Annotated in this window: 30 protein-coding genes and 1 tRNA gene; 22 read left to right on the top strand and 9 right to left on the bottom strand. The window is 44.1% G+C overall.

Going from position 1 to position 25,058, the window contains the following annotated elements; all coding sequences use genetic code 11:
• The first annotated feature begins 3 nt into the window (after positions 1-3).
• Both atpD and atpC read left to right on the top strand, forming a co-directional pair.
• On the top strand, positions 4-1,401 hold the full coding sequence (gene atpD / locus CCC70_RS01675; RefSeq protein WP_015525581.1) for a F0F1 ATP synthase subunit beta: 1,398 nt from the start codon (positions 4-6) through the stop codon (positions 1,399-1,401).
• Positions 1,402-1,410: 9 nt separating this feature from the next.
• Positions 1,411-1,818: an ATP synthase F1 subunit epsilon gene (atpC, locus tag CCC70_RS01680; protein WP_015525582.1), complete on the top strand. Its 408-nt coding sequence runs from the start codon at positions 1,411-1,413 to the stop codon at positions 1,816-1,818.
• Positions 1,819-1,878: 60 nt separating this feature from the next.
• Here the strand turns inward: atpC and CCC70_RS01685 are convergent, their stop codons facing one another.
• Genes CCC70_RS01685 through CCC70_RS01695 form a run of 3 tightly spaced genes read right to left on the bottom strand, consistent with a single transcriptional unit; the run spans position 1,879 to position 3,592 of the window.
• Positions 1,879-2,559: a hypothetical protein gene (locus CCC70_RS01685; protein ID WP_278603393.1), complete on the bottom strand. Its 681-nt coding sequence runs from the start codon at positions 2,557-2,559 to the stop codon at positions 1,879-1,881.
• Between the two features lie 4 nt (positions 2,560-2,563).
• Positions 2,564-3,058: a hypothetical protein gene (locus tag CCC70_RS01690; protein ID WP_022427141.1), complete on the bottom strand. Its 495-nt coding sequence runs from the start codon at positions 3,056-3,058 to the stop codon at positions 2,564-2,566.
• Positions 3,059-3,592: an RNA polymerase sigma factor gene (locus CCC70_RS01695; RefSeq protein WP_110102749.1), complete on the bottom strand. Its 534-nt coding sequence runs from the start codon at positions 3,590-3,592 to the stop codon at positions 3,059-3,061.
• Positions 3,593-3,733: 141 nt separating this feature from the next.
• Here CCC70_RS01695 and CCC70_RS01700 point away from each other — a divergent pair, with 141 nt between their 5' ends.
• On the top strand, positions 3,734-4,894 hold the full coding sequence (locus CCC70_RS01700) for an alanyl-tRNA editing protein (RefSeq protein WP_270485871.1): 1,161 nt from the start codon (positions 3,734-3,736) through the stop codon (positions 4,892-4,894).
• 5 nt (positions 4,895-4,899) lie between these two features.
• Complete coding sequence (locus CCC70_RS01705; RefSeq protein WP_287084144.1) at positions 4,900-5,790, top strand: amidohydrolase family protein; 891 nt, start codon at positions 4,900-4,902, stop codon at positions 5,788-5,790.
• On the opposite strand, the gene CCC70_RS01710 is transcribed toward CCC70_RS01705, so the two are convergent.
• The 4 genes from CCC70_RS01710 to CCC70_RS01725 form a co-directional block, all read right to left on the bottom strand.
• Positions 5,760-6,923, bottom strand: coding sequence for a hypothetical protein (locus CCC70_RS01710; protein WP_015525588.1), 1,164 nt, complete (start codon positions 6,921-6,923; stop codon positions 5,760-5,762). The two genes, CCC70_RS01705 and CCC70_RS01710, sit on opposite strands and share 31 nt — an antisense overlap.
• A gap of 26 nt (positions 6,924-6,949) precedes the next feature.
• Positions 6,950-7,150, bottom strand: coding sequence for a hypothetical protein (locus tag CCC70_RS01715; protein WP_021652824.1), 201 nt, complete (start codon positions 7,148-7,150; stop codon positions 6,950-6,952).
• Between the two features lie 127 nt (positions 7,151-7,277).
• The gene (locus CCC70_RS01720; protein WP_022427138.1) at positions 7,278-8,042 is read right to left on the bottom strand and encodes a GNAT family N-acetyltransferase; all 765 of its coding nucleotides are present in this window, start codon (positions 8,040-8,042) and stop codon (positions 7,278-7,280) included.
• Between the two features lie 4 nt (positions 8,043-8,046).
• On the bottom strand, positions 8,047-8,673 hold the full coding sequence (locus CCC70_RS01725) for an SGNH/GDSL hydrolase family protein (protein ID WP_278654925.1): 627 nt from the start codon (positions 8,671-8,673) through the stop codon (positions 8,047-8,049).
• A gap of 271 nt (positions 8,674-8,944) precedes the next feature.
• On the opposite strand from CCC70_RS01725, the gene CCC70_RS01730 reads away from it, so the two are divergent.
• The 14 genes from CCC70_RS01730 to CCC70_RS01795 all read left to right on the top strand — a co-directional run bounded on the left by CCC70_RS01730 (position 8,945) and on the right by CCC70_RS01795 (position 20,619).
• A tRNA-Glu gene (locus CCC70_RS01730) sits at positions 8,945-9,016 on the top strand.
• A 79-nt stretch (positions 9,017-9,095) separates the two neighbouring features.
• Positions 9,096-10,250 (top strand): N-acetylglucosamine-6-phosphate deacetylase, encoded by a 1,155-nt coding sequence (gene nagA, locus CCC70_RS01735; protein WP_173741083.1) that lies wholly within the window; start codon positions 9,096-9,098, stop codon positions 10,248-10,250.
• Positions 10,251-10,484: 234 nt separating this feature from the next.
• Positions 10,485-10,997, top strand: a complete 513-nt coding sequence (locus CCC70_RS01740) for a prepilin peptidase (protein WP_022427135.1) — start codon at positions 10,485-10,487, stop codon at positions 10,995-10,997.
• Positions 10,994-12,007 carry a hypothetical protein gene (locus tag CCC70_RS01745; protein ID WP_287084145.1) on the top strand — a complete coding sequence of 338 codons (1,014 nt, stop codon included), beginning with the start codon at positions 10,994-10,996 and terminating at the stop codon, positions 12,005-12,007. The genes CCC70_RS01740 and CCC70_RS01745 overlap by 4 nt, the downstream gene beginning before the upstream one ends.
• Entirely contained in the window at positions 12,004-13,194 is a 1,191-nt protein-coding gene (locus CCC70_RS01750; RefSeq protein WP_092071684.1) for a CpaF family protein, read from the top strand. Before CCC70_RS01745 ends, CCC70_RS01750 begins: the two co-directional genes overlap by 4 nt.
• Positions 13,191-13,973, top strand: a complete 783-nt coding sequence (locus CCC70_RS01755) for a type II secretion system F family protein (protein ID WP_021652832.1) — start codon at positions 13,191-13,193, stop codon at positions 13,971-13,973. The genes CCC70_RS01750 and CCC70_RS01755 overlap by 4 nt, the downstream gene beginning before the upstream one ends.
• 9 nt (positions 13,974-13,982) lie before the next feature.
• Positions 13,983-15,008, top strand: coding sequence for a type II secretion system F family protein (locus CCC70_RS01760; RefSeq protein WP_278654924.1), 1,026 nt, complete (start codon positions 13,983-13,985; stop codon positions 15,006-15,008).
• A 44-nt stretch (positions 15,009-15,052) separates the two neighbouring features.
• Complete coding sequence (locus CCC70_RS01765; protein ID WP_044962312.1) at positions 15,053-15,223, top strand: Flp1 family type IVb pilin; 171 nt, start codon at positions 15,053-15,055, stop codon at positions 15,221-15,223.
• A 59-nt stretch (positions 15,224-15,282) separates the two neighbouring features.
• Complete coding sequence (locus CCC70_RS01770; RefSeq protein WP_022426241.1) at positions 15,283-16,776, top strand: DUF5702 domain-containing protein; 1,494 nt, start codon at positions 15,283-15,285, stop codon at positions 16,774-16,776.
• Positions 16,777-16,971: 195 nt separating this feature from the next.
• Positions 16,972-17,571, top strand: a complete 600-nt coding sequence (locus CCC70_RS01775) for a hypothetical protein (RefSeq protein ID WP_242981814.1) — start codon at positions 16,972-16,974, stop codon at positions 17,569-17,571.
• 11 nt (positions 17,572-17,582) lie between these two features.
• A complete protein-coding gene (locus CCC70_RS01780; protein ID WP_215638149.1) occupies positions 17,583-17,999 on the top strand; it encodes a prepilin peptidase in 417 nt (138 codons plus the stop codon).
• The gene (locus tag CCC70_RS01785) at positions 17,996-18,427 is read left to right on the top strand and encodes a TadE family protein (RefSeq protein WP_287084146.1); all 432 of its coding nucleotides are present in this window, start codon (positions 17,996-17,998) and stop codon (positions 18,425-18,427) included. The genes CCC70_RS01780 and CCC70_RS01785 overlap by 4 nt, the downstream gene beginning before the upstream one ends.
• 1 nt (position 18,428) lies before the next feature.
• Positions 18,429-19,859: a DUF6382 domain-containing protein gene (locus CCC70_RS01790; RefSeq protein WP_287084147.1), complete on the top strand. Its 1,431-nt coding sequence runs from the start codon at positions 18,429-18,431 to the stop codon at positions 19,857-19,859.
• Positions 19,860-20,016: 157 nt separating this feature from the next.
• A complete protein-coding gene (locus CCC70_RS01795) occupies positions 20,017-20,619 on the top strand; it encodes a rhomboid family intramembrane serine protease (protein WP_114001496.1) in 603 nt (200 codons plus the stop codon).
• Here the strand turns inward: CCC70_RS01795 and CCC70_RS01800 are convergent.
• A complete protein-coding gene (locus tag CCC70_RS01800; RefSeq protein ID WP_287084148.1) occupies positions 20,586-21,260 on the bottom strand; it encodes a two-component system sensor histidine kinase NtrB in 675 nt (224 codons plus the stop codon). The two genes, CCC70_RS01795 and CCC70_RS01800, sit on opposite strands and share 34 nt — an antisense overlap.
• 130 nt (positions 21,261-21,390) lie before the next feature.
• Between CCC70_RS01800 and CCC70_RS01805 the strand changes: the two genes are divergently transcribed.
• Positions 21,391-21,795, top strand: a complete 405-nt coding sequence (locus tag CCC70_RS01805) for an HIT family protein (protein WP_015525628.1) — start codon at positions 21,391-21,393, stop codon at positions 21,793-21,795.
• Between the two features lie 23 nt (positions 21,796-21,818).
• A complete protein-coding gene (locus CCC70_RS01810; protein ID WP_059086207.1) occupies positions 21,819-22,346 on the top strand; it encodes an RNA polymerase sigma factor in 528 nt (175 codons plus the stop codon).
• 64 nt (positions 22,347-22,410) lie between these two features.
• Here the strand turns inward: CCC70_RS01810 and CCC70_RS01815 are convergent, their stop codons facing one another.
• A complete protein-coding gene (locus tag CCC70_RS01815; protein ID WP_287084149.1) occupies positions 22,411-23,478 on the bottom strand; it encodes an undecaprenyldiphospho-muramoylpentapeptide beta-N-acetylglucosaminyltransferase in 1,068 nt (355 codons plus the stop codon).
• 92 nt (positions 23,479-23,570) lie between these two features.
• Between CCC70_RS01815 and CCC70_RS01820 the strand changes: the two genes are divergently transcribed.
• Both CCC70_RS01820 and CCC70_RS01825 read left to right on the top strand, forming a co-directional pair.
• Positions 23,571-24,410, top strand: a complete 840-nt coding sequence (locus CCC70_RS01820) for a DUF4367 domain-containing protein (RefSeq protein WP_287084150.1) — start codon at positions 23,571-23,573, stop codon at positions 24,408-24,410.
• A gap of 66 nt (positions 24,411-24,476) precedes the next feature.
• A complete protein-coding gene (locus tag CCC70_RS01825; protein ID WP_287084151.1) occupies positions 24,477-24,956 on the top strand; it encodes a DUF6147 family protein in 480 nt (159 codons plus the stop codon).
• The last annotated feature ends 102 nt before the right edge of the window (positions 24,957-25,058 follow it).

The following is a 25,058-nucleotide window of genomic DNA, read 5'->3' on the forward strand; positions in this document are numbered from 1 at the left end:
ACTATGAATAAAGGTAAGATCGTACAGGTTATGGGACCTGTTGTAGACGTTGTTTTTGAAGACGGACAGCTTCCGGATATCAAGGATGCCCTTGAAGTCGAGAACAACGGTAAGAGATGCGTTATGGAGGTGTCCCAGCACCTTGGAAATAATATCGTACGCTGCATTATGCTGGGAGCCAGCGAGGGCCTGCAGCGAGACAGAGAAGTAACAGCTACCGGAAGCGGTATCAAGGTTCCGGTTGGAGATAAAACACTTGGTCGTCTGTTCAACGTTCTTGGAGATACCGTAGATGGCGGTGATTCTCTGGACGGTGAAGAGCATTGGGTCATCCATCGTGATCCGCCTTCATTTGAGGAGCAGAAACCGGCAGTTGAGATCCTGGAAACAGGTATCAAGGTTATCGATCTTCTTGCTCCATATGCAAAAGGTGGTAAGATCGGTCTGTTCGGTGGTGCCGGTGTTGGTAAGACAGTCCTTATCCAGGAGCTGATCCAGAATATCGCTACCGAGCATGGTGGATATTCTATTTTCACCGGTGTCGGTGAGCGTTCCCGTGAGGGTAATGACCTTTGGACAGAGATGAAGGAATCCGGTGTTCTTGAAAAGACAGCCTTAGTGTTCGGACAGATGAACGAGCCGCCTGGAGCACGTATGCGTGTTGCTGAGACAGGACTTACCATGGCAGAGTATTTCCGTGATCAGGAGCACAGAGATGTACTTCTTTTCATTGATAATATCTTCCGTTTTGTACAGGCAGGATCTGAGGTTTCCGCTCTGCTTGGACGTATGCCGTCCGCAGTAGGATATCAGCCTACACTGGCAACTGAGATGGGTGAGCTTCAGGAGAGGATCGCATCTACCAAGGAAGGTTCTGTTACATCTGTACAGGCAGTATATGTACCGGCCGATGACTTAACTGACCCGGCTCCGGCAACAACATTTGCCCATCTGGATGCAACAACCGTTCTTTCCCGTAAGATCGTTGAGCAGGGTATTTATCCGGCCGTAGATCCGCTTGAGTCTACTTCCCGTATCCTGGAGGCAGATATTGTTGGTGAGGAACATTACGAGGTTGCACGTAGAGTACAGGAGATCCTTCAGAAATATAAAGAACTTCAGGACATCATTGCTATTCTTGGTATGGAGGAGCTCTCAGAGGAAGATAAGCAGACAGTATTCCGTGCAAGAAAGATCCAGAAGTTCCTTTCCCAGCCGTTCCATGTAGCTGAGAACTTCACCGGTATCAAAGGTAAATATGTACCTCTGAAAGAGACGATCCGCGGATTTAAGGCGATCATTGACGGCGAGATGGATGATTATCCGGAGAACGCATTCTTTAATGTTGGAACCATTGATGATGTAATTGCAAAAGCAAAAGCCGAGGAGAACCGGCAGTAAGGAGCAGCTATGAGTGAGACATTTGGCCTGGAAATATATGCCAGCAATAAACTGGCTTATGCAGGACGTGCTCAGAAGCTTATTATCCCGGCAGTGGATGGTGAGCAGGGATTTCTTGCCCATCATGCGAATGTTGTAGCTGCCATCATTCCCGGTGAGATGCGTTTTGAGGATGCTGACGGTAATGAGTATGTGTTTGCTGTGAGCAGCGGATTTGTTGAGATGATCAATAACCGTGCCAAGCTGTTCTGCCTCAGCGTAGAGAGTCCGGACGAGATTGATATCCGCCGTGCTCAGGAAGCAAAGGAACGTGCAGAAGAGCAGCTTCGTCAGAAACAGAGCATCCAGGAGTATCATATGAACCAGATGGCACTTGCGAGAGCGATGACACGTCTTAAGGTAACACATAAGCAGTAAATTTAAATCATATAAAAAGATCCATTGTCAGGAAACTGACAGTGGATCTTTTTTTCTCTGTTATTTTGTGGATGAATTAGAATCGGTATTTTCCGGATCAGTAATGGAAGAAGCTTCAGAAGCTGTATCTTTGTCTGAGTTATCAGAAGTATGAACAGGCTTTTCTGTCAGCTGCTGATATGGACGATAGGGTTCCCAGTAATGCTCTTCTTTTGTTTCGGTTTCCTGTTTCAGCTTCTTTTTCTGCTGAGTAAGAAGATAAATACCTGCAGCAATGATACCTGCAGCAATGATGATCTGCGGAAGGCTGTTGCAGATATTGTATACATAGTCGACTATATTAGTCGGTACAATGAGGTACAAAAGACTTGTGAAACGACTCCACAGGATGCAGATACCAAGCAGGATCAGGACCCATGCAGCTGCACTTTGATGCTTTTGTAAGAATTTTCCCATATCACCGGAAAGCTGATCCATGTGAAGAATGTAATTATCCTCTACAGAGTAGAATTCTTCTTCTGACAGGGATTTCAGATTATGGACATTAAAAAAACTATAGAACCATATTACCGGGAGAAACATGGCCAGCCATCCAAGGCCGGTTATGGATGCCAGTGCGATCGATCCCCAGAACAGCAGCATAATGCTGAGTCCCTGTTTTTTAAATCCCATGTACATTTCCCCGGCACCGGGAATCAGGGAAAAGATAAATACCCAGAAACCATGTTTTTGTTTTTTCATAAATTTACTTGCCTCCGTTTATAATTTTATTCGTAAGATCGTTCAGATTATTACTGATCTTCTGAGAATGTTCACTGAGTTGGGAACCTACCTGCATGGAAAGCTGGTTTAGGCCGGAACCAATGTCAAGGGATGAAGAAATCTTAACTTTTGTTTCCGGTGAAGGATGAAGAGCCGTAAAATCTGTCTGAGATACAGAAAAAAGCATGATCAGCGCAACACCCATGCCTACGGCAGTCCGTAAGCCTGCACAGAGAAGCTTCATCCAATAAGCAGTTTCATGTATTTTTCTGGAAGCCTGAACTTCCGGAGAAGCTGCTTTTTTCAGAATTTCATCCTGCAGATAGGATGGAGCATACTCAGAAGCGGCATCCTCATTCTGAAGAAGTTCATCCAGACAGAAGTCACATTGCTCCATATGCTCCAGAAAATGGATCATTTCATCCGTATTCATGGTTCCGTCCTGGAATTTCTGTAATTCATCTTGTGGTATGTGCATCTAATCACTCCTTTCCAGCAGTGCTTTCAGCATAGATCTGGACCGGTAGATCTGCGTCTGGACTGTTTTGATATTTTTATTCTGCGCTTTTGCAATTTCTGCGGCGGTTTTTTCTTCGCAGAAATGCTCAAGGGCAACCTCCCTGTAGGGGCTTTTCAGCGCTGAACATAAATGTCGGATCCGATCCTTGAAATCTTTGTCCAGAAATGCCTCCTCCGGGGAAAACTCTTTATCATGGAGCTGTTCAAAATAGGTGTCCTCTGTGGGAATGGTACGTCTGCCGGCTGCTTTCAGATGATCCAGACATTTTCTGACTGCGATCTTGCTGAGCCAGGCTTTTTCGTAGGTGCCATCAAAACGGGAGAGATTTTTGTAGGCGGAAAGAAAAACATCCTGTGTCAGATCCTCGGCGTCAAAGGGATTGCCCACCGATTTCAGACAAATGGAAAATATTAAATTTTGGTATGTATGTATCAGATATTCCAGATATTCTTCCCGTGTGATGCAATCAGCTCCCTTCTCTTCCCGTTTCATTTATTATAACGCGGAACCTGAAGGAAAGACTTCAGCTTTTATGGAAAAATATGTAAATCATTGGATAAATGCCGTTTTTATATAGCGGGGAGAGAAAATTTGGTCTATACTATAAGTCGTCAGAGCAGAGATGCAGAAAGGATGAGACAAATGACAGAGACGAAACGCTTATATTATGAAGATGTATATAAAAAAGAATTTACAGCCAAAGTCCTGGAGTGCAGAGAAGCCAAAAAAGGCTTTCATATCATTCTGGATGAGAGTGCTTTTTACCCGGAGGGCGGCGGACAGCCAAGCGATACCGGATATCTCAACGATGTGAAAGTAAAGGAAGTGCATGAAAAGGAGGGAGAACTTCTTCATTATACAGATCAGCCGATGGAAGCCGGAACAGAAGTACAGGGACGCATTGACTGGGCAAGAAGGTTCGATCTGATGCAGCAGCATTCCGGTGAGCACATGGTGAGCGGACTGATTCATGAGGCTTACGGATATGATAATGTAGGCTTCCATATGGGAAGCGATACCATTACCATAGATCTGAATGGTCCGTTGGATGAGGCGCAGCTTGCTGAGATTGAGCGGAAAACAAACCAAAAGATATGGGAAGACACGCAGATAAAGATCATATATCCTACAGCGGAGGAACTGGAAAAAATCGACTACCGAAGCAAAAAAGAGCTTACCGGTCAGGTGCGGATCGTAGAATTTCCAGGGGTGGATATCTGTGCCTGCTGCGGAACTCATGTGACACATACCGGAGAGATCGGAATGGTGAAGCTCCTTTCCGTGGAAAAATTCCGTGAAGGTGTCCGCATTGAGATGATCTGCGGAAAACGTGTGCTGGATTATCTGAATATGATCAACGAGCAGAACCATCAGATTTCTGTAAAGCTTTCTGCAAAAATGGATAAGACTGCGCAGGCAGTGGAACGCCTTCAGGAAGAGAATTTCCGCTTGAAAGGACAGGTTGGTCAGCTGGTAGACGACATGTGCCGGAAAGAGGCAGAGCGTTATGCAGGAAGCGGAAGCGTTCTCATCTTTATGGATGGAATGGATGCAGACAGTGTGCGGAAGCTTGCAGATGCGGTGACGCAGACCTGCCAGGGCTGCTGTGCGGTTTTTTCCAGAAATGCAGATGGAAGCTATAAGTATGCAATGGGTGAAAAAGACGGAGATCTTCGCCGATTTACAAAGGAAATGAATGAGAAATTAAATGGACGCGGAGGTGGGAAGCCGTTTTTTGTACAGGGATCGGTGCAGGCATCTGAGAAAGAAATCCGAAACTTTTTTGAGCAGTGATGAAAATGTTTGGAGAATGTCATGCACATATATTTCTTAATGGCTATGATTACCGGAAAGCCGTTGAGACACAGAAAAACGGACCCCGGGATGCTCTGATCCGTGCTCATCTTGAGGAATACCGGAAAAGAGGAATCCGTTTTGTGAGAGACGGAGGAGATCATTACGGTGTGTCAAAGCGGGCTGCCAGACTGGCTCCGGAATATGAAATTGACTATCGCACACCGGTTTTTGCCATTTATAAAGAGGGCCATTATGGGAAGATCGTTGGAAAAAGCTTCTCAGACATGAAGGAATATCACAGAAGAGTTCTGGAAGCTGCCGCTGAAGGTGCGGATTTTATCAAGATCATGACTACAGGGCTTCTGGATTTTGCAGATCACGGGAAAATTACGGGAACGCCGCTTTCAGCAACGGATGTGAAAGAAATGGTGCATATTGCTCATGAAGAGGGATTTGCCGTGATGAGCCATACAAATGGATGCTATGGCGTACAGGCAGCAGTGGAGGCTGGTGTTGACAGTATTGAGCATGGGAACTATATGGATGATGAGACGATTTCCATACTGGCAGACAGTGAAAGCGTGTGGGTTCCGACACTTGTAACTGTGCGGAATCTTAAAGGCTGCGGAAGATTTGAAGATACGATCCTTGCATCTATTATAAAGGCAGGCGAGCAGAATCTGAAGAAAGCTTTTGAAAAGAAGGTTCATGTGGCAGTAGGAAGCGATGCCGGTGCATATCAGGTTCTTCACGGCCAGGGTGTACAGGATGAAAGCAGAGCTTTTTTTGATATACTGGGTGATACGCAGGCAGTACGAAGCTGGATGGAAGATGGAGAAAAAAGGATCCGTACCATCTTCCGTCACGGGTCTTCGAATTTAATACAGGTATAAATATTGGAGGTGCGTGATTTCGCAGGGTTGAAAGTAACCCGGAGATCGGCACCTTCTTCCATTCCGCTTGAGGAAAGGTCCGGAACGTTTTCACGGCTGCAGAGGATCTTTACGCCATCGTATGTCTGGAGCAGCACGGTATTGGCGGTTGTGCCCAGGATCGTGCCGGTTACAGTAGAAGTAATGTTGCGTACTGAAAGTATGTCCGGATCCTCCCCGGTGATTCCACGGATCTTCATGCCGCTGGTGGATTCACCATTAAATTTACCGGTATAGATAATGTTTACATAAGATCCCGGAGCCATTCCTCCTTTGAAATATACAGGAACCGAGGAAAGCGAAACAGTCAGTTCCGATCCTGTGGTCTGCGGAATGACAGTCATTGTGCCGGTGCTGACATTTACGATCTTTGCACGGAGATGCTGCTCTTTTTTTTTCGGTTCAGGGGAAGGCGTAGGAGTTGCTGCAGGTACTTTCAGTGGATCCGTATCGGAGACACTGATCACTTTTGTGAAACTGCCGTCATACTGTTTGTCATCCACGAGTGTTTCGTTGATGAATTTACCGCGAAAATGGACATAGACCCACTTGCCGGCCTTGATGCCTTTTTTGTAGTATTGTCTGACACCGGTGACAGGGAAGGTTACGGTATTTCCCTTTTCTGTAACTATCACAAGGGCATTGGAGGTGAGTGATTTCACTTTGCCCTTTAAAGTGCGGTCCTCCAGAGGAGTTTCATTATGATATTTGTCGGTTATTTTGATGGGGGAAATGGTGCTGATATCCGTTCCGGAAAGCTGTCCCTGGTAGATCACACTGACCTGATCACTGGATACAACGCCGTATTTGCATTCAAGCCTTGTCTGGGAAACATCAAATACATAGGTTTCTCCATTGCTGGAAATCGTCAGGTGTGTACCGTCAAAATCCAGCAGTGTGCCGGTAAGCTCATCTATATAAACACGTTCTTCCGTGGAAGGCTCCTGATCTTCCTGTTCTGTGGAATCTGAAGCAGTAACGTCTGAAATTTTATCCTGAAGAGAAATAATATGATCATCGATCTGATCATTGCTGCAGCCTCCCGCAAAAAGGGAAAGGCCGAGAATCATACATGCAGCAGACAGTTTTTTCATTTGTGTCCTCCGACCCGGGATAACGGTCAGTCCTGTTTATCTGTAAGATCATGGGTTTCCGACGCCGGTATAAAGTCAAAGATCTGGCGGAAAGAATCCCATTGCTCACGGCTGTCGATTCCATGGTTGATCAGACCCGTGCATTCAGTACAGGCATTGGTATCCAGATAATTATCGTAATAAATATGATAGGGATTTTGGGTGTTTTTTTCCTGCGGATCGTTCATCGGATCAGTCTCCTTATCGATTGATAAGGATCAGTATATGAAGGCAGGAAAGATTTTATACATATTAAGGGTATTATAGCAAAAAGATTTTTTGATTTCTACAGGGATTTACGGAAAATCCATGCATTTACTGAAAACGTGTTCCTACAGGCTGAACACGGAACCAGTAGGTATAGGAATACTGAAATCCAAGAGAGCTGTAAAGCTTTTCTGCGGAAGTATTGTTTTTTACCACCTGAAGATAAGCGTGGCTGGCGCCTCTTTTTTTGCCCTCATTGAGAAGACCGGTACAGATCTGACGGGCATATCCTCTGCGGCGATAATCTTCACGCACATGAATGGCATAGATACCGATGTAGTCGCGATCCAGGATTCCAAGACCTGTGGCAATGATCTCGCCGTTTTTTGTTATGGAAGCGCAGACAGTTTCCTTAAGAATGGCGCGGTACATGGAAGGAACGACGCTTCGATGGATCGGATTTGTAGTTCTTTTCAAGTCAAAAAGGCTGTGGATCCAGAAATCAGGAATTTCATTGGAAAAAAGCACATCGGTGACAGGCGCATCCAGAACGGCATTGTCCAGGTCTACAGTCATAACATTTGTTATGTGCTGAACGGAATAGCCCCTGTTTTCCAGCATATAGTCAAAATCCGGGGATACAAGGGGGCTGATCTTAAAGATCGCAGGAGTTCCCAGACGCTTATAGACCTGTTCGCAGTAGGGGATTTTTTCGCGCCATGGAAGTGTGGAGGTTCCGAACTGTTCCACACTGTTGGTCCTGTGCGTATAGAAATAAGAAAAACGTAAGATCCATCCGTCATAAAGTTCCATTTTATGAGAAGGCCATGCGTTCAGTGACATATCTTCGATTTTTTTGATCGTTGTTTCCATAGTATTACCTTTCTGATATGATCAATTTATAAAGTTTATCTGCCAGGATCTGATGCCCCTGTAGTGTGAGATGGATACCGTCAGAAGTTATTGATGCAGGCCCGGACCGTGCAGCTTCCTGATCCAGATCGTTCTGCAGCGGGAGAAAAACGGCGCCATGATCCTGACTGATCTTTTTAATATGCACGGACATCTGGGAAAGAAGGGGAGCCCAGGAAGCGTAGCAGCGTGGCCATGGAAAAACAAAGGGTTCCAGGAAATAGAGCTTTCGTTTCCGGGAGTTTGTGCAGGATAGCTTTTTTGCAAGGAGCTCATAACGGGTGACAAATTTGTTCATCAGATCCTGCTGTTGTGCAGATGAACGGCGGGTGTTCATCATGATCCCCACATCATTGATCCCGATCAGGACGGTAACGATATCCGGATCAGAGCTTTCCAGCCAGAAATCTGTGTTCTGAAGAAGCCGTTCCAGGGTGAAACCATCAATACCTCTGTTTTCAATGGAAAATCGGTGATCTGTGTTATGAAGCAGACAGGAGAGCTGCTTCACATATCCTTTTCCAAGAGGATCTGCGGAGAAAAGCCGTCCGCAATCTGTGATACTGTCTCCGAGACACAAAATGCGAGTCATCCAATTCCTTCTTTCTGTTATACCGGGCGGATCATTATCCGCAGTCGATTATTTTCGTATTGGTGCTTTGATAGTAGCACTTACATCAGCAGTGGTCAAGCGTACGAAATACCGGAAAATGGGTAAAAAACGAATAAACGTGAAAAACATGAAAATTTTTTAAAAAAATTAAAAAAAGTACTTGCATTTTGAAAGAAAGTGTTATATACTAACGAAGTCGGTTGAGGGAAACAACAAAAAACGAAATCAAACGACAGAAACAAAAGAATATGGCCAGTTGGTCAAGGGGCTAAGACGCCGCCCTCTCACGGCGGAAACACGGGTTCGATTCCCGTACTGGCTATTAACTGAAAGCAATCAGAACATGTTTCTGGTTGCTTTTTTGTTTATGATCACAAATGGGGATTTTGGGAGGTTTTACTATGATCATTGATAATGTGTATGTTTTTACACCGGACAAAGCATTTGTAAAAGGCGGGATTATCCTGGATGGGGATAAGATCCGACAGGTTTATGAAGAAAAGGATGCGCCGCAGCTTAACGGGGATGTTCTGGACGGAAAAGGCTGCTACGCCATTCCGGGACTGATCGATCTGCATTTTCATGGATGCAAGGGAGATGATTTCTGCGACGGAGACAAGGCTGCGATCGGAAGGATCGCGGAATATGAGGCATCGGTAGGAGTTACAGCGATCGCACCGGCTACCATGACTTTACCGGTAGAGGAACTGGAGCAGATCCTCCATACAGCTGCAGAATATAAAAAAGAAACAAAGGACTGCCGTAAGGCGGATTTTCTGGGAATCAATATGGAAGGGCCTTTTATCAGCCCGGCGAAAAAAGGGGCACAGGACGCGAGGAATATCCTGCCATGTAATGTGGAAATCTGTGACCGTTTTTTAAAGGCCTCGGAAGGTCTGGTAAAATTTATAGGGATTGCACCTGAAGAAAGTGAGCATGCAGCAGAATTTATCCGGGAAGTTCATGAAAGGGTCAATGTTTCTCTGGCACATACTAATGCAGATTACGATACAGCAATGGAAGCATGCAGAGCAGGAGCAAACCATGCAGTCCATCTGTATAATGCAATGCCTGCGTTTACGCATCGTGCACCAGGCGTCGTAGGTGCTGTTTTTGATAATAAGGATGTTATGGCAGAGATTATATGTGACGGGATCCATATCCATCCGTCTGTTGTTCGAGCTACCTTTCAGATGATGGGAGCTGACAGGATGATCCTGATTAGCGATAGTATGAGAGCTACCGGTATGCCGGACGGTCAGTATACACTGGGCGGACTGGATGTTAAGGTTGTGGGAAGACTTGCCACGCTGGTATCTGATGGTGCGATCGCAGGATCTGCCACAAATCTGATGGATTGTATGCGTACAGTTGTTAAAAAGATGGATCTTCCGCTGGAAACAGCCGTGGCCTGCGCGACCATAAATCCGGCCAGAAGCCTTGGGGTAGAAGAACAGTACGGATCTCTGGAAGCAGGGAAAAAAGCTCATGTGGTACTGCTGGATCAGGATCTGGAACTGAAGGCAGTGATCAAGGACGGAGTAAAGATCCGATAAGATCATAGAAGATAAAGCGAAAAAAATTAAAAGATAAAAAGAGTTTCAGGAGCAGATGACAGCAAAATTCGTGTCAGAATTTGTCGAACGAAAATGCTGGACAAAATGCTCCTGAAATTCTATAATTAATTTCACCAGAGATCTTCTGGTATCGATCACCGCCAGGTCAGGCGGGAAATCCCATTTTTATTATAACTGAATAAACATATATTTTAAGAAGGAAAGGGGGCGTGTATGTTTCTTTATGGAGAATTATCCGTGGTGATATCTGCGATGGCGGTCTGGATGGATCTTAAAGATGCATCTGTAGATAATGGATGGATCCTTTTTTCTTTTATGATCGGTTTCCTGATCCAGATCACAGAAAACGGGCTGAAAGGTGGAGTGATCTTTTTGGCAGGAGTGGCCGTGCCGGTGCTTCTTTTGGGAATCCTTTTTATATTCCATATGATCGGCGCCGGAGATATCAAGCTTCTGTGCGCACTTGGCGGGATCATGGGGCCGCGGACAGTTATGGAATGTATTGTTTATTCTCTGCTTGCAGGTGCAGGCATTTCTCTGGCAATTCTTATTTCTACAGGCGGTATCCGCCGACGATTCCTTTATTTATATCAGTATATGAATGAGTTTTACTGTACCGGTGAGATACGTCCTTATTACAGAAAGGGGATGAGCTTTCCGGAGAACTTTCATTTTACGGTACCCATATTTTTGAGTGCGGTGCTTTATGCAGGAGGTGTGTATTGAAGAAAAACATATTTGCAGTCTGTGATCTGGAGGTGGATTATGCTTTCAATTTTATGGATTATCTGAACCAGAAAAAGAATCTTCCGTTTGAGATCCAGGCATTTACCACGGCGGAAAGTCTCATTGCCTACGGAAAAGAAAATCATATTGAGTTGCTGCTGATTTCCGATAAAGCAATGCGAAAAGAAGTCCGTGACCTTGGCATCGGAAAGATCATCATTCTTTCAGAGGGTGTGCATCCTCCGGAACTGGATCAGTATTCAAGTGTGTATAAATATCAATCCTCCTCAGATGTGATAAGGGAGGTGATGGCCTGCTATGGAGAAGAGAAGTCTCTTGATCCGGTAACTTTTCCTGTGTTGAAAAAGACAATGGAGATCATCGGTGTTTTTTCTCCTCTTGGCAGGTGTCTGAAGACATCCTTTGCACTTGCGCTGGGACAGATACTGGCGAAAGAACGTGCCGTTCTTTATCTGAATCTGGAATCCTATTCTGGTTTTGAAGAACTTCTTGGGAAAAAATTTCCGGCTAATCTGAGTGATCTGTTTTATTATGTTCGCCAGGGAAATGAAAACCTAATCCATAGAATGAACGGAATGATCCAGACAGTAAACAATCTGGATTTTATACCGCCTGTAAGAACACCTTCAGATATCCGGACCGTGGACTGGGAAGACTGGGAGCGGCTGTTGCAGGAGATCGTATTTCACAGTTCCTATGAAGTGCTGATCCTGGATATGGGAGAAAATGGAGATGAGGATTTCCGGCTTCTGGAAATGTGCAGAAAAATCTATATGCCGGTTTTGAATGACACACTTTCTGTCTGTAAGGTGACACAATTCGAAAATCTTCTGCGTATCTGGAATAAAGAAAAGATCCTGGAAAAAACAGAAAAGGTGCATCTGCCCTTTCATATGGATAGGATCTCTTCTGACGCTTACGTAGAACAGCTGGTCTGGAGTGAACTGGGAGATTATATCCGTGAACTTTTGAGAAAGGAGCGGTCATGAACAGAGAAAAATTCCGGGAAATGTATGATCTGCTCATGGAACAGCTGGATGTTTCCAGAGAGCTGTCCGATGATGAGATCCTGGGGGTGATCGATGAACTGATATTAACTCAGGCAAGGGAACTGTTTCTTTCACTGAAGGAGAAAGTAGAGCTCAGACAGGAGCTGTTCTGTTCTGTGCGCAAGCTGGATGTTCTGCAGGAACTGATCGATGATGAAAGTGTTACGGAGATCATGGTAAATGGTCCGGATCATATTTTTGTGGAACGTGGAGGAAAACTGACCAGATGGAATAAGGTCTTCACGTCAGAAGAGAAGCTGGAGGATGTGATCCAGCAGATCGTAGGGCGCTGTAACCGGGTTGTCAACGAGTCCATGCCCATTGTAGATGCAAGGCTGGAAAACGGAGCACGTGTGAATGCAGTGGTTTATCCGGTTGCTCTGAATGGTCCGATCCTGACGATCCGTCGTTTTCCGGATGATCCTATCACAATGGAAAAACTGATCGCTTTTGGAAGCATCACCGAAGAATGTGCACAGTTTTTAAAAAAACTTGTTCAGGCAAGATATTCTATTGTGATCGGTGGAGGTACAGGCAGTGGAAAAACAACATTCCTTGGAGCTGTTACAGAATATATTCCAAAAGATGAGCGCCTGATCACCATTGAAGATAATGCGGAGCTTAAGATCCGGGGAATTGATAACCTGGTATGTCTGGAGGCAAAAATGGCCAATATGGCGGGCGCGGTGTCAGTAACGATCCGAGATCTGATCCGGTCAGCCCTTCGAATGAGACCGGATAGGATAATTGTAGGGGAAGTCCGTGGAGGAGAGGCAGTGGATATGCTGCAGAGCCTGAATACGGGACATGATGGAAGCCTTTCAACACTTCATGCAAACAGCAGTCAGGATATGCTTTCCAGAATTGAAACGATGACATTGATGGGGATCGATCTTCCCCTGGAAGCGATCCGAAGGCAGATTGCTTCCGGGGTAGACATTCTGGTACATCTCGGGCGTATGCGGGATAAAAGCAGAAAGCTGCTGGAAATCACAGAAGTATGTGGATTTGAAAACGGAGAGATCCAGACCAGGCCGCTGTATCGCTGGGAAGAAGGAAAGGGACTTGTAAAAACCGGAGAACTTTTGCATTGTGAAAAAATGAAACGGGCAGGAATCAGACTATGAAAGAGCGGAAAGGAAAGAATCAGAAATGGAGATCTACGAGGAAAGATTACAGGATGTATCATTTTACGGGGAAGGAGACCGCAAAGTATCTTCTGGAGGGAGCTGCCGTATGCGCTGCAGCCGACTATCTGTTTTATCAGAGCCTTCCTGTGTTGCTGTTTATGCTTCCAATACCAGTGCTTTTTCTGAAAATGCAGAGGAAAAAATGCACTGCACGGCAGCAGAGGGAGCTGAATTACCAGTTCCGGGATGCTCTGACGGCCATGAATGTGGCGGTACAGGCCGGCTATTCCGCGGAGAATGCGGTGCGTGCCAGTGTAAAGGATCTGGGGAGACTTTATGAAAAGGGAAGTGATATCCTGGATGAATTTCGGTATATCGAAAGCCAGTTGCGTCTGAGTGTTCCGGTGGAAGAGCTGTTCCTGGATCTGGGAAAACGCAGCGGAGTGGAAGATATTGAAAATTTCGCAGCAGTATTTTATACAGCAAAAAGAACAGGCGGGGATATGACGCAGGTGATCCAGAAAGTAGCCAGAATGCTTAGTGATAAGATCGAGGTAAAAAAAGAGATCGAGGCAACGCTGGCCGCAAAGAAATCGGAACAGATGGTTATGAGTATCATGCCGGCCGGTATCATCTGCTATCTGAAACTGACTTCGCCGGGATTTTTGGATGTACTTTATGGGAATCCTTTCGGAATCTGTGCCATGACAGTTTGCATGGTGATCTATGGCTTGTCTTACTGGCTGGGTGTGAAGATTGTAGACATAGAAGTGTAGGTGAGGATAATGTGGATACATATTTTGATATTTATGGTGATCCTTGGGGTGTTTCTGGCAGGAAAAATGGGGCGACTGCCTCCGGAAGCCGGAAATCCGGAAGAAAAGAAACTGTTTATACGGATAGCGCTTACCGGAAATATCATCGGTATGCTCCTGACATTTCAAAGTGGCGGAGATAAGGTTTATTCATCCGGATACCGTATGGAAAAAGAGGAGACAGGTGCTTATGAAGAGAAATTCAAAGTATCTGTAGACGGAGAAGAAGCCGGTTCCCTGTATGTGCAGGTGCCGGAAAAAGAAACAGAAGGATCCGAAGAAGAACCGGAAACAGAACTTAGCGAAGAACAGCAGCGCGAGAAAGAGCTGCAGGACATGATCGTACAACATAATCAGAAAAAAAACGATCCGCAGTACTATTATCTTCCAGATGAATGGAATGGAAAACATATTGAATGGGAGCAGCCAAAAGACAAAACAGGAAACCTGCTTTCAGCTCTTGGTCTGGCAGCAGCGGCAGCAGCTGTCATTGCAAAAAAAAGGGAAGAACAGAATGCTCAGATAAAAAGAAGAGAACAGATGCTGATGGATTATCCAGGACTGATCATGAAATTTACCCTTCTGGTGCAGGCAGGCTTAACTGCCAGAAAAGCGTTCCAGAAAATAGCACTGGATTACGGAAAGAGAGAAGATGGTAAAAAACGTGAGGCTTACGAAGAAATCCGAGTAGCCTGTTATGAGATGGACAGTGGGATTTCCGAATCAGAGGCTTACCGGAGATTTGGAGAACGGTGCGGACAGGTAAAGTATAAAACTCTGTCAACACTACTGATCCAGAACCTCCAGAAAGGAAGCAGGTATCTGGCCGATCTGCTGGAAAAGGAATCCGTGGAAGCCTGGGAGGAGCGAAAAAGAAAAGCAAGAGTGCTGGGAGATACAGCAGCAACAAAACTGCTTCTTCCGATGGTCCTGATGCTCCTGGTGGTGATGGCGGTGATCATGCTTCCGGCATGTCTTTCCTTTTACGGAGGGTAGGACCGGAGAGCAGAGAAAGGAAATGTGAGGTGACAAATGAAAATATGTGGAAGTATGTAAAAGAATTTGCGATGGAAGAGGATGCTGTGGGTGTTGTGGAGATCATCCTGATTCTGGTGGTTCTGATCAGTCTGGTCATCATCTTTAAGGAACAGCTTACAGCACTTGTTAAAAAAATCCTTACAAAAATCACAAAACAAAGCAACACGATCTGAAAATGAGAAAAAACGGTGATATCTGCTGATATTTCCGTTTTGGAAAGGAGAGGTACCCCTTGGCAGGAAATGTGAAAAAAGGCAGCATTACGATCTTTCTGGCTCTGATCTTGAGCCTGGTTCTTTCTCTTGTGTGTGCCAGCATTGAATCTGTACGCATGGCAGCTGCCAGGACACAGATACTTAACAGTATGGATATTGGCTTATATTCCTTATTTGGACAGTATGACCGAACGCTTTTGGAAGATTATGAGCTGTTTGCACTGTATGCAGGTGGAAAAGAAGAACTGGATATGGCTTCTGTATATGATGATTTTCAGACTTATATGAAACCTGTATTGAAACAGAACAGTCAGAAACTGGAGCTTCTCCAGGGCGGATTCAATGGTTATCAGCTTCTGAGCGACGGAAAAGGCGAGATTTTTTACCAGCAGGCTGTTCAGTATATGCGTGAAACTCTGGGAAGCCAGGGGGTACAGACTCTTCTCGGAAAACTGAAGGATCAGGAAAAGAAGACAGAGGATGCAGAGAAAAAAGGAGAACAGGCAGAAAATAAAGGAACGTTGGATTCCTATGATTCTGCTATTACGGACGCCGCGCAGAAGAGCGAAGAAGCCAAAAAAGAACAGGAACAACAAAAAAACCAGGGAGATTTTTCGGATGCAGGAAATGGGGATGATTTTACCGGCGGTGTTGATGAAAGCGTGGAAAATCCTATTCCAATCATCAGAAGAGTCCGTAAAATGGGACTTCTTGATCTGGTAGTACCATCCGAACGGGGAATATCGGATGCGGTTACAGACAGAAAAAGCCTTACATCCGGAAGAAAGCTCCAGACAGGACTAATGTTGGATACGGATATACGATCCGATAATTCGTATACGTCCGGAATATTGTTTGGACAGTATCTGTTAAAGAAACTGGGAAATTATCGAAGACCGGCAGCGGCGGGCTTAAATTATCAGGTGGAATATATTCTTGGAGGGAAGAACAGTGATCGGGAAAATCTGAAGTCCGTGGCAGGAAAACTTCTGGTGATCCGTCAGGGGGTTAACATGGCGTATCTGCTTTCAGATGGTGGAAAACGGATACAGGTCGAAACACTGGCGCTGGCGATTGCATCAGGTTTTCTGATCCCACCGGCGGCAGCAGTGATCGAAGCGGCACTGATCTTTTGCTGGGCATTTGCGGAGAGTATTCTGGATGTCCGGGAACTTTTTGCAGGAGGACATGTACCTCTTATAAAAAATTCCTCAGACTGGCAGCTGTCTTTGAGTAATCTGCCCAATATCCTGGACAAACTGGATTCTTCAAGAAAGGATGCAGGGAATGGAATGTCTTATGAGGATTATCTTCAGGTTCTGCTTATGGCGAAAGGAAAACAGGATAAAGTTCTGAGAGGAATGGATATGATCGAGTGCTCTGTACGTGAAAAGGGAAAAAGACCGGGTTTTCAGATGGATCACTGCATCACTGCCATGGAAGCGTCTGCAGATGTAAAAGCAAACAGACGGAAAATATTTACAGTTACACGTCAGTATGCGTATGAATAGAAAGAGAGGTGTACAGGGATGCTTTTTCAGAAAGAAAAAGAAGATAAAAATCAGATAAACAGACTGGATCAAAAAAGAGAAAGGCGCTCTCGAAGAGCTTTTTTCCTGCTTTCCCCGATAAGCCGGAAAACGCTTTCTGGAAAAGTATCCCTGTGCACCTTTCTGAAAAAAGCAAGTCTCACTCTGGAGACTGCGATGGCTTTGCCGCTGTTTTTTTTCGGAGTGCTCACGCTGCTTTCTTTTATGGATATTTATAAGGTACAGACGGAGCATCTGACCGGCTTGTGCCAGAAAGCAAAGGAAGCAGGTATGTATGCGTATGGTGCCGGCGGTTCAGGTACAGAAACGATCACATTGCCGGACGTATATTCCTATCAGCCCATAGGCGGTCTGATCCCGCTTCCTAAAATATGGTTCCATAATACGGTAAAGGTTCATACGTGGAATGGTGTGATATACGAAAATGGAAAGGATACAGTGGAGAGCCAGCCTATGGTGTATGTGACAGAATCAGGAAGTGTGTATCACAGAAAACTGGGGTGCAGTTATCTGAATCTGTCTGTTCAGCAGATATCAGGCTCTTCGGTTAAAGCTTTAAAAAATGCATATGGAGAAAAGTATCAGGCCTGTGAGCTGTGCAGTCGTGGGCAGGAACCGGCCGGAGTGGTATATATCACAAAAAAGAGTAACCGTTTTCATAACAGGGAAAGCTGCAGCGCATTGAAACGATCTGTACGGATGGTGAAAGAAACAGAGGTTTCCGGTGAAATGAGTGCCTGCGGGCGATGTGGCTGAAGGGAGAGATCATGAGCAGTGTAAAAATTTGCATGACTGTACTTCTTGGAATTAATACATGGACAGATATCCGAAAAAAAGAAATCTGTTTACCGGTGCTTTTTATTTTTCTGGCAGGCGGGATCCTGTGGCGAATCAGGCAGGGACTTCTCTGGCCGGCAGGGATTATTTCCATGGGAATTGGAGTATTTATAATTTTGATCGCTTTGATCAGTGGAGGAATGGTCGGATTTGGAGACGGATTGCTAATACTGACAATGGGCTCTGTGCTGGGAGCCGGAGAACTGGCAGGGATCCTCTGTGGGGCATTATTGTTGTGCGGAATCTACTCAGGCATTGAGTATCTTATGCTAAAAAAGAGTCGAAGTGAGGAAATTCCTTTTGTACCGTTTCTGCTGATCGGATATTTGGGAGGGATATTTTTGTGAGAAAAATAAAAAAGGGGAGCTTTACAATAGAAGCTGCATTGCTCATGCCTCTGGTGCTTATGATACTGATCGGAGTGCTGTATCTGGATTTTTTTGTACATGACAGAGCATATCTTACTGCGGCAGCTTATGAGGCAGCAGTCAACGGCAGTATGGAAGGATATAAAAAGAAAGGGAACATATATGAAAAGGCGGATATACAGGGTAGAATGCTGGGAGATATCGGGCTGCCGGGAGGAGAGAATCTGAGCATGCAGACAAATGCAGGAAAAACTGTGAAAGTAACTTACAGACTGGAAGTACCTGCCGGGTTCCTGGGGCAGAAATGGAAGCTGGAAGTCAGTGGTAAGGCAAAGCCTCTGCGGCCTGTGGGATGGATCCGCAAGGTAAAAGGAACTGTGGATATGCTGGGAGAGGTGACGCCATAAAATGAGAACGGAATATAAAAGAGATATGAATCATAATTACCTGATCCTGACAGGAGAAGAGAGGATTGATACAGATTCTTACCAGGTAAGGATGATCGTGGCCAATGCTGTGCCTGATCTTCTTCAGTGTCGGATACAGGGAATCGACGGAAAATTCATGGTGTATTATGATATAACTTCCAGGCATTCCATGACTGCACTTTTTGAGGAAAAAAAGATGGATCTGGAGTCGCTTCAGGTGATACTGGGAGGCTTTATACAGATCATGGAAGAAATGTCCGAGTATCTTTTGAATCCCTGTCAGCTGATCCTGGAACCGGAATATATCTATCTGGATGCGGAAAGAAAAAGTGTCCGATTTTGTTATCTTCCGGGATTTCATGGGGAAATACAGAAACAGTTTCAGAGTCTTGCGGAGTATATCCTTCCAAAGCTGGATCATGAAGACGGAAAAGCGGTCATGTTGGGATATAATGTATACAGACGTGCACTGGAGGACAGTTTTCATCTGGAATACATCAAGGAAGAGTTATATAAAATATGTATCAGTGACGAGGAAGATTTTTCTCCATATGAAAAAAAGAAAACAGTGGTCCAGGAAGAAAACAGGATGACGGAGGAGGAAAAAGCAGAGGATCTGTGGCAGGTGGAAGGCTGGGAAAGAGCCAGTGTGTCCGGAAATGAAAAACAGAAAAAATCTTCAGCGGACTCACAGAAGCGGAAAACAAACAAAATATGGAAGCCAGTGGCTGGATTTGGTGCAGCATTGGTGCTTCTTCTGGGAATTACGGCAGGAATGGCCGGCGGATATATTCCAAGAATAAGCAAAGAAATTTTTCTTCTGGGAATTCTTGCAGCAATGATACTGGGGATGCTGAGCTATATTTTGATCAAAAAAGTCTGTGGAAAAAAGAAAAAACTGGATACGCCGGTGCCTGAGCAGAAATATGGTGCGGCGGAAAAAGAGGCAGCTGTATATTCTGAAGATCAGAAAGAATCTGGTACGCTGTCAGGGAGCAATGCCGGTGACAGCAGAAAAGAACTGGAAAAGATCAAAAAAAATATCCCGACAAAAGCGGAAGATTTTTTAGATGGATTTGGTGAAACAGTAGTTCTTTCGGCAGGTGCATCCAAAGGTCCTGCTACATTAGTAAGCCGGGAACCGGGGGAATTGGCTACCATTTATCTGGAAAGAGATATCACAGTGATCGGAAAACTGGAAACTGCGGCGGATGCAGTGATCAATATACCAACTGTCAGCAGGATCCATGCCAAGATCCGAAAAAGGGAGGGGGCATATTATCTGGCAGATCTGAACTCCAGAAATGGGACTTCTGTAAATGGACAGCTTCTGAAAACAGGAGAAGATTATTTGCTGGAGGATGAGGATGAAGTCGATTTTGCACAGGCCCGTTATATTTTTTTGAAATAACAGAGCGAAAAATCCAGTTTTGTATCGTACTAATATGGGACCGTAGGTTGTCCGCCTGATGAAAATCTGTTAAAATAATGAAATAAATTCGAATTTTCAGATTATAACAGCGAGTTATGGGAAATATTTCCGGAACCGCTGTGGAAAGAGGCCGGAATTGGAAGAAATAAAAAAAGAACCTGTGACAGTTTTACTGATCCTCATAAATACGCTGATCTTTCTTGTGGTGGAATTTACCGGCGGCTCGGAGAACGGGCAGCATATGCTGGAATGCGGTGCTGCTTATGCACCGCTGATCCTGGAACAGGGACAGTGGTATCGGTTGTTTAGCAGTATGTTTCTGCATTTTGGTGCGCCGCATCTGATCAATAATATGCTGGTTCTGTTTGTGCTTGGCCAGAGACTGGAACCGGTAACAGGAAAGATAAAATTTTTTCTGATCTATATATTTGGTGGTCTGGGCGGAAATATGCTCTCTTTGTTTTTTGATATGTATGCAGGAAACGCTTCTTTATCTGCAGGAGCTTCCGGAGCTGTTTTTGCAGTCATGGGCGGTATGATCTATGTGATCATACGGCACAGAGGAAGAGTGGCGGATCTGACTGTCAGACAGATGCTTATCATGGCCGCATTTTCACTGTATTTCGGATTTGCAAGTGAAGGCGTAGATAACGTAGCGCATATAGGCGGTTTGTTGAGTGGTTTCCTGATCGCTGTAATTCTTTATCATCCCAGAAAAATATGGAAAACAGTTCCCTGACCGGGAGCGCTCTCAAGCGTGATGTCTCCACTGTGTGCCTGAGCGATCTGTTTTGAAACAGCAAGGCCAAGGCCGGTCCCGGATTCTTTGGTTGTAAAAAATGGCTGAAATATCGTAGCCTGCTGTTCCTTTGAGATTCCACATCCGTTATCCCGGATATCAATGCGGATGCCGGAATTTTCCGGAATGACAGAAAAAGAAATCTTTCCTCCGGGAATAGGAACGGCTTCCCATGCGTTTTTCAGAAGATTCAGAAGCATCTGCCGGACACGGATCCGGTCAAGAGCCATCGATGGCAATGAATCCGGAATATCTGTTTCAAGTGTGATCTCCAGATAATCCAGAGTAGGTTTTATGGAGGAAAGGATCGTTCGGAGGTAGCTGCAGGTGTCAATGTTTTCTCTTTTGACATGGCCTGCATTATTAAATGCAGAAAGTTCATCAAGAAGTTCTTTTACATAATCAAGATTATCCATAACATCATCCCAGTGCGCATATTCTTTGACCTCAGGATGTGCAGATGCGATCATCTGGAGTCCGCTGTTAATAAGAGTCAGAGGATTCCGGAGTTCATGTGAAAATTTTGAAAGTGTATAATGAAAATCGTTTTTCAATTTACTGACTGTAGTATCGTTGCACATATTATCACCTCGAAAAAATATTAACATCAGAAATTTCAAATATCAACAAGAACAGTATTGAAAAATTCGAGAAAATACGACAAAATAAGAATATAGATAAAATAATTTTGCAAACAAGGAGGACAAAATAATGGGAGATTGCATATTTTGTAAAATCGCAAATGGAGAGATTCCATCAGCAACACTTTATGAGGATGAGGAATTTCGCGTGATTCTGGATCTGGGACCGGCAAGCAAAGGACACTCATTGATCCTGCCGAAAAAGCATGCAGCGAATATTTATGAACTTCCGGATGAGACTGCCGGAAAAGCAATGATCCTGGCTAAAAAAATGGCAGGAAAGCTGAGAGATGCACTGAACTGTGATGGATTTAATGTTGTGCAGAACAATGGAGAGATCGCAGGACAGACTGTGTTTCATTTTCACATGCATCTGATTCCGAGATATGAGGGAGATGGTGTTGGTTTAACTTGGAAACCCGGAGAACTCAGCGATGAGGTGAGAGATGAAATCTTAAAGAAAATTAAAGAATGACAAATAGCCACTAAAGAGGAAAAATGAATAATCAGACATTTGAAGAGTTTTATCTTAAATACCGAAAAATATCCAGAGGGTATGCGTATGGGGTTCTCCATGACTGGAGTATTGCTGATGATGTCAGTCAGGATGTACTTTACAAAATGTATACTATAAAGGATGGCCTGAATATTGATAATGAAAAGATGATGTTTTCTCTGATCAAGAGGGCATCTATGAATAAGGCTTTGGATTATATAAAGAAATCAAGCTCCAAGCATGAGTTTGTCTGTCAGGAAGAAGTTGCGGCATTTCTGGAAGAACAGAATTCGGTTGATGCGGAAGAGGTATTTCTGCGTAAAGAGAAGAAAGAATTTATGTATATGGTGCTGAGAAGATTTCGAAAGAAACAGCCGATAAATTATGAGATCTTAATTCAGGTCAAATATCTGGAGATTTCCGTTGAAACAGTTGCAGAAGAATATGGTCTGACGAAAAGTGGTGTCAATAACAGGATATATAAAGCGAAGCGCTGGCTGCAGGAAGAATTTCGCAAAGTATACGAATAAAAGAAAACCCTGCCAGCCCGGAAGGGAGTGGCAGAGTTTTCATATGGCTGTTGTGGAAATATAGTCAGGCTCTGGCGCATTCTTCAATAAGATCAGTGATCTTACTGATGGAATCTACCTGGCCGTTTCCTGCCATAGCATCTGTATATTTCTGACGATTGGTATAGAGCTGGCGGATGGTTTCCAGAAGCTTTTCTTCTGTAATCTCCTCTTCTTCCAGCACTTTACTGAAGCCCTGGCGTTCGAAGGATCGAGCGTTAAGGATCTGGTCACCACGACTGGCTTTGGCAGAAAGCGGGATCAGAAGATTTGGCTTATGAAGTTCGCGGATCTCACAGATTGCGTTAGCGCCTGCGCGGGAGATCACGATATCAGCCATGGCAAACAGATCCGGAAGCTCGTCCTGGATATATTCATACTGGACGTATCCGGCAGTACCGTTGAGAGATTCATCGGTTTTTCCCTTTCCGCAGAGATGAACAACCTGGAATTCCTTCAGAAGTTCAGGGAGGATCTTGCGGACATTATCATTGACAGAAGCAGCTCCCAGACTACCACCAATAACCATAAGTACCGGTTTGTCAGCAGTGAAACCACAGAATTTACGACCGTTTTCCGCATTTCCGGAAAGAAGTTCCTGGCGGATCGGAGTTCCTGTAAGAACTGCTTTGTCAGCTGGAAGATTGGCGACTGTCTCAGGAAAATTACAGCAGATTCTGGATGCAGAAGAGAGACAGAGTTTATTGGCAAGACCTGGAGTCATGTCGGACTCGTGGATCAATGCGGGGATTTTTAAACGTTTGGCCGCGATCACAACGGGAACCGTAACGAAACCGCCCTTGGAAAAAACAACGTCCGGTTTCAGCTCTTTCAGAATCTTTCTGGCCTGGCTGAATCCCTTCAGTACACGAAAAGGGTCAGAGAAGTTTTTGAGATCGAAGTAACGTCTCAGCTTTCCGGATGAGATTCCATAATATGGGATTCCAAGTTCTTCGATCAGTTTTTTTTCGATTCCTTCGTAGGAACCGATGTAGGAAATCTTATAACCAAGCTCCCTGAGCTTTGGAATCAGGGCAATATTTGGAGTTACATGTCCGGCAGTACCACCGCCGGTAAGTACGATGTGTTTCATTTGGATTCCTCCTGAATAGTCATATACTATCATTAAATATGAACTCTAACGGAGGAATTGTCAAGGAAAGATAGGATTACAGGAGAAAAATAATGGAAAATTTCAGGGATGCTGAACTGAAAAAATGGTTGGCAGAAGAATATGAAAAAGAAACCGAAGAGATGGAAAAAATCCTGTTTCCAGATGGAGTGATTCCTGATGATGGAGAAACAGAAGAGGAGGCAAAGGCTGCTTATCAGAGGCTTGTAGAAAAACTGAAAGCAGATGGTGTTTACAAAGAAGACGAAACTGACAGTATTAAAACTGATGATCATAAAGAGAATGTAAAAATCGTTTATCTGCCCGAAAAGAAAAGTCATAAAGCAGCTCGCGTAGCGGCAGCAGTACTTGTATGCTCAGCCGGTATCTTCGCCGCAAGCATGACCAGCCAGGCGAACAGGAGTTATTTTATTGATTCTGTGAGGTATTGGGTTGGGGATGATACGAAGATTGTGGTAGATAATGATAGAACGAATGAGAAAGAATGTGAAGATGAGCAGACAGCGATAGATGATATTGAAGAAGAACTGGATTTAGACATACCGCTGATATTGTATCGTCCTGAAAATTTTGAGTTTAGAAGTTACAACGTTAATGTTAAATCAGGATATGCAATAATGGAATATTATTATGGGCAGGAAATTGTTACGTTATATATTAATGATTATTCGGATGAGCGTAAAAGCGGGGCGTATATTCTGGACGGAAAAGAAATTGCAACGGTAAAGATGAAAAATGAAAATATCAATATCACTATAAAGAAAATACAAGATAAAAATGACAAGAAGGAAAATTATGCGGCATATTGGGAGAAAGATTCAGTATTTTATCAGATAAGTGGTAAGATGCAGCAAAGTGAATTTATAAAATTAGTAAAAAATATCAAGTTTTAGCGCGATTAAATGTCTTTAAAATCGTATATATATTGTAATGAAAGTTTAAAGGAGGAAAGACATTACATGAAAGAGAAAATGAAAAAAATAATAAGTATGTTGCTTTTAGTATGTTGCTGCAGTGTGTTATTTGCAGTTCCTGCAATGGCAGAAAGTTTATCAGATGATTTTTCAGTGGAAACAGATACAGATGCGGATTACGCTGAAGATACAACGTATAGTGTTTTACGTGGTAATAATTTAAATTTTGGAACGACAACCATAAAGAAATTAGCAAGTAATAAAGTTATTATTACGGGAATTACTCAGTGTCATCATGTATGCGATAAAGTTTATTTGGACGTTTACTTGGAAAGAAAAGTAAATGGAACATATTCTACATATAAAAACTGGAGTTTTACAGCATCAAATGCAAGTAATTTAGTTAGAGATATTACAGTTATTGTTCCAAGTGGATATTATTATCGTGTACGAGGCTATCATGCAGCGAAAGATGGTAGCAAGGAGGCAACAAGGACTCTAACCAATGGTATTCTTGTAAAATAATAAATCAACAAAATAACACACCCCCCAGCGATGCCACACCCCCAAAAAAATAAAAAATCCAGTAAACTTTACATTACCTTCGCTGGGGAATGTCTAAAAATT

This window comes from Blautia sp. LMAG:89, assembly GCF_008679485.1.
GTDB lineage: Bacteria > Bacillota > Clostridia > Lachnospirales > Lachnospiraceae > Blautia_A > Blautia_A fusiformis.

Bases quoted from the DNA above. Each gene is read 5' to 3' on its own strand.
- CCC70_RS01765 (WP_044962312.1), top strand. From the start codon at position 15,053: ATGTGGAAGTATGTAAAAGAATTTGCGATGGAAGAGGATGCTGTGGGT.
- CCC70_RS01705 (WP_287084144.1), top strand. From the start codon at position 4,900: ATGTTTGGAGAATGTCATGCACATATATTTCTTAATGGCTATGATTAC.
- atpD (WP_015525581.1), top strand. From the start codon at position 4: ATGAATAAAGGTAAGATCGTACAGGTTATGGGACCTGTTGTAGACGTT.
- CCC70_RS01800 (WP_287084148.1), bottom strand. From the start codon at position 21,260: ATGTGCAACGATACTACAGTCAGTAAATTGAAAAACGATTTTCATTAT.
- CCC70_RS01780 (WP_215638149.1), top strand. From the start codon at position 17,583: ATGAGCAGTGTAAAAATTTGCATGACTGTACTTCTTGGAATTAATACA.
- CCC70_RS01825 (WP_287084151.1), top strand. From the start codon at position 24,477: ATGAAAGAGAAAATGAAAAAAATAATAAGTATGTTGCTTTTAGTATGT.
- CCC70_RS01820 (WP_287084150.1), top strand. From the start codon at position 23,571: ATGGAAAATTTCAGGGATGCTGAACTGAAAAAATGGTTGGCAGAAGAA.
- CCC70_RS01750 (WP_092071684.1), top strand. From the start codon at position 12,004: ATGAACAGAGAAAAATTCCGGGAAATGTATGATCTGCTCATGGAACAG.
- CCC70_RS01790 (WP_287084147.1), top strand. From the start codon at position 18,429: ATGAGAACGGAATATAAAAGAGATATGAATCATAATTACCTGATCCTG.
- CCC70_RS01760 (WP_278654924.1), top strand. From the start codon at position 13,983: ATGTGGATACATATTTTGATATTTATGGTGATCCTTGGGGTGTTTCTG.
- CCC70_RS01690 (WP_022427141.1), bottom strand. From the start codon at position 3,058: ATGCACATACCACAAGATGAATTACAGAAATTCCAGGACGGAACCATG.
- nagA (WP_173741083.1), top strand. From the start codon at position 9,096: ATGATCATTGATAATGTGTATGTTTTTACACCGGACAAAGCATTTGTA.
- CCC70_RS01815 (WP_287084149.1), bottom strand. From the start codon at position 23,478: ATGAAACACATCGTACTTACCGGCGGTGGTACTGCCGGACATGTAACT.
- CCC70_RS01685 (WP_278603393.1), bottom strand. From the start codon at position 2,559: ATGAAAAAACAAAAACATGGTTTCTGGGTATTTATCTTTTCCCTGATT.
- CCC70_RS01700 (WP_270485871.1), top strand. From the start codon at position 3,734: ATGAGACAAATGACAGAGACGAAACGCTTATATTATGAAGATGTATAT.
- CCC70_RS01720 (WP_022427138.1), bottom strand. From the start codon at position 8,042: ATGGAAACAACGATCAAAAAAATCGAAGATATGTCACTGAACGCATGG.
- CCC70_RS01740 (WP_022427135.1), top strand. From the start codon at position 10,485: ATGTTTCTTTATGGAGAATTATCCGTGGTGATATCTGCGATGGCGGTC.
- atpC (WP_015525582.1), top strand. From the start codon at position 1,411: ATGAGTGAGACATTTGGCCTGGAAATATATGCCAGCAATAAACTGGCT.
- CCC70_RS01695 (WP_110102749.1), bottom strand. From the start codon at position 3,592: ATGAAACGGGAAGAGAAGGGAGCTGATTGCATCACACGGGAAGAATAT.
- CCC70_RS01710 (WP_015525588.1), bottom strand. From the start codon at position 6,923: ATGAAAAAACTGTCTGCTGCATGTATGATTCTCGGCCTTTCCCTTTTT.
- CCC70_RS01775 (WP_242981814.1), top strand. From the start codon at position 16,972: ATGGCTTTGCCGCTGTTTTTTTTCGGAGTGCTCACGCTGCTTTCTTTT.
- CCC70_RS01810 (WP_059086207.1), top strand. From the start codon at position 21,819: ATGAATAATCAGACATTTGAAGAGTTTTATCTTAAATACCGAAAAATA.
- CCC70_RS01755 (WP_021652832.1), top strand. From the start codon at position 13,191: ATGAAAGAGCGGAAAGGAAAGAATCAGAAATGGAGATCTACGAGGAAA.
- CCC70_RS01805 (WP_015525628.1), top strand. From the start codon at position 21,391: ATGGGAGATTGCATATTTTGTAAAATCGCAAATGGAGAGATTCCATCA.
- CCC70_RS01725 (WP_278654925.1), bottom strand. From the start codon at position 8,673: ATGACTCGCATTTTGTGTCTCGGAGACAGTATCACAGATTGCGGACGG.
- CCC70_RS01715 (WP_021652824.1), bottom strand. From the start codon at position 7,150: ATGAACGATCCGCAGGAAAAAAACACCCAAAATCCCTATCATATTTAT.